Origin of the sequence: Methylobacterium crusticola, from assembly GCF_003574465.1 — a bacterium.
Classification (GTDB): Bacteria; Pseudomonadota; Alphaproteobacteria; order Rhizobiales; family Beijerinckiaceae; genus Methylobacterium; species Methylobacterium crusticola.
On record NZ_KZ984686.1, the window covers coordinates 1 to 2,665 of the forward strand.

A 2,665-nucleotide genomic window follows, 5' to 3' on the forward strand; every position below is an offset into this window, starting at 1 on the left:
CGATACGCCGCCTTCACGCCGCTCGCGTCACTCAATCTCCCGTATAGCTCCGCGCGTCTCGTCCATGGCTGACCTCGTTTTCACGGCTCACCCGGCGGGCAGCCCTCACGAGGTTCAACGCACGTCGGTTGTGTTCCGCACCGTGTCGCATCTTCTCGCAGGCCGCTACGGATCTGACTGGCTTTCCAGCGTGCGGCGAGCTTGCTCCAGCGCGTCCTCCACGATCTCGTGGCGGTCCTCAGCCTCACCTGAGATGCTCACGGCTTCGCAACGGCTCGTCAGGTTTGACCGCAGATCGTCAAGCGCCGCGACCTGGGCCTCGATGCCTTCAAGCGTTGAGATGTATGCGATGATCGTGCCGGCCGTCGTCCCCGCCTGTTCGACGTCTCCACTCTGCACGAACTCGAAGAGGAGGCGGAGGCANTGTCTGTCATACCGGGGTCTCACAGGAGCCTGTGCCCATCGCACGAGGCCCCGCCGTCGCGCTGGAACAAAGCTTAGCGAGGATTGGTTCCAGCCATCAGGGCCGACCAACTCTTGATCCAGACCGGACGCCCAGCAAGGCTCGAACTTCCCACTTGGCGTTCTGCTGTCGGTTGACGGCTGTCCCCGCTCAGTCATGATTGACATCTGGTTGGACGGCTCGCACCCTTCGCCTGACCTCGTGGACGCAATGACCAAACGCCGGCCAGGGTCCTAACCCCGAGCCGGCGGTCTGCTGATTAGATCTCGTCAGGTGCGCCGATCCGCGCTCGCGTCCCGCTTCTTGCCTGGGTCGTCATCCAGCGTACCGCCGATACTTCTGATGACCGTGTGTGCCTCATCGCGGGTTAGCCCGCGCAGAACCGCCTGCTGGCCACGGTAGAGCGTGAAGCTGCGGTCATCCTCACTTCTTAAGCGAATGGGCTCGCCCGTCAGATGGAGGGCGTACTCGTGCACGATACTGGACAGCTTGAACCTCTTGGACCGACCTGGGCTAGAGATGCATCGGCACCCCGGGCCCGCATGAGAGAGTGACAGCCTTTGATGTATCGTAATGCGCCATCACAACCTAGGTTGCTGCGCAGCGGCATAAAGGTGCGAGAGCGTTCTGCTGCCACGCTGGCTCACTGGCCAGCGTTTGGCGGTGCTCTACCTCCGACAGGCACCCTGAGATCCCCCGATCCAGGCGCACGGCCCCAGGCGAGAGACGCTAGCCTTCATCGCCTGGGGCCAACTTCACATCGCTCAGGCCAAAGATCGCGCCCGCCCCTCTTATAAGGCAGCGTAAATCGCGTGCTGCCCACAGCAATCCGGACGCATCCGAGGGGCTCGCGACCAAGACACTCTTTATCAAGACCTGCCCTGCTAGCGGTAGAGAACATCAAAAATTCGTACCCATTCGCGAGACTACCATGCAGGTTGACGCCCAGGCGAGAGAACAGGAGCGGCTCGCGGCGCTCAATCGCTACGACGTCCTCGACACGCCCTCAGAGGAAGCCTTCGATCGGGTCACCCGCCTCACACGTCGCGTGTTCGAGGTGCCGATGTCGACCGTGTCCCTCATCGACGGGCACCGTCAGTGGTTCAAGTCGCGCCAGGGCGTCGCCGCCTGCGAAACTGCCCGCGGACCGGCTCTTTGCAACGTAGCCATCCAGGAGACGCGGCCGCTGATCGTGCCCGACACCCTGGCGGATGTGCGCTTCGCTCAGAGCCCCTTCGTCACGGACGACCCGCACATCCGCTTCTACGCCGGGGCTCCGCTGCGGACGCCCGAGGGACACACCATCGGCACGCTCTGTGCCATGGACACAAAGCCGCGCAGCTTCGATGCCGGGCAAGTCGCGGTGCTGATCGACCTCGCGCACATCGTCATGAGTGAACTCGGGCTGCGCCTGCTCGCGACCACCGACGGCCTGACCGGCATCCTGACGCGGCGCGCCTTCCGGGACGAGGCGAGCCGCACAATCGCGCCGGCGCAGCGCCACCGCTACAATCTGAGCTGCATCGTGTTCGACCTCGATCACTTCAAAGCCGTCAACGACCGGAATGGCCACGCGGTTGGCGATCTCGTCCTGACCCAGACTGCCGCGACGTGTCAGGCCAACCTGCGCAAGTCTGACCTCTTCGGCCGGATTGGCGGTGAGGAGTTCGCGGTTCTCCTGCCGCATACGGACCGCAGATCGGCGTTGCAGGTCGCCGAGAAGCTCCGGCTGGCGCTCGCTGACCTGCGGGTCCCCACGCCTTCGGGTACTCTGGCCGTGACGGCGAGCTTCGGTGTAGCGTCGCTCGGCGGATCCGTCTCTGACACCGACGCACTTCTCCAGGGTGCCGATGAGGCCCTCTACGCCGCCAAAGCAGACGGGCGGAACCGATGCAAGACGTGGCAGCCGGTCGAAGTTGCCCAGCCAGACGCGCGGCGGCGCGTGCTGAAGGCGGGCCGGATCTCGTTCAACGGCGGCCACTCGTCGATTGACTGCACGGTGCGCAGCCTCTCGGAAAGCAGCGCAGGCTTCGACGTGATCAATTCGGCCGGCGTGCCGGACCAGTTCAAGCTTCAGGTCGAGTCCGACGATCTTTACCGGCTGTGCCGAGTGGTCACCAATACGGACCGGCACCTTGAGGTAGCGTTCGTCTGAGACCCCGTTTCATAAGGCTCGTGCGAGTCGCCTGACGAGGATCATGG

The 2,665-nt window shown here is 64.0% G+C and carries 2 protein-coding genes; one reads left to right on the plus strand and one right to left on the minus strand.

Features of this window, described 5'->3' with window-relative positions:
* Positions 1-165 precede the first annotated feature (165 nt).
* A partial coding sequence (locus DT057_RS05905; protein WP_203236200.1) for a hypothetical protein occupies positions 166-423 on the minus strand: 258 nt, incomplete at its 5' end.
* Positions 424-1,394: 971 nt separating this feature from the next.
* On the opposite strand from DT057_RS05905, the gene DT057_RS05910 reads away from it, so the two are divergent.
* Positions 1,395-2,618, plus strand: coding sequence for a sensor domain-containing diguanylate cyclase (locus tag DT057_RS05910; protein WP_128561159.1), 1,224 nt, complete (start codon positions 1,395-1,397; stop codon positions 2,616-2,618).
* The last annotated feature ends 47 nt before the right edge of the window (positions 2,619-2,665 follow it).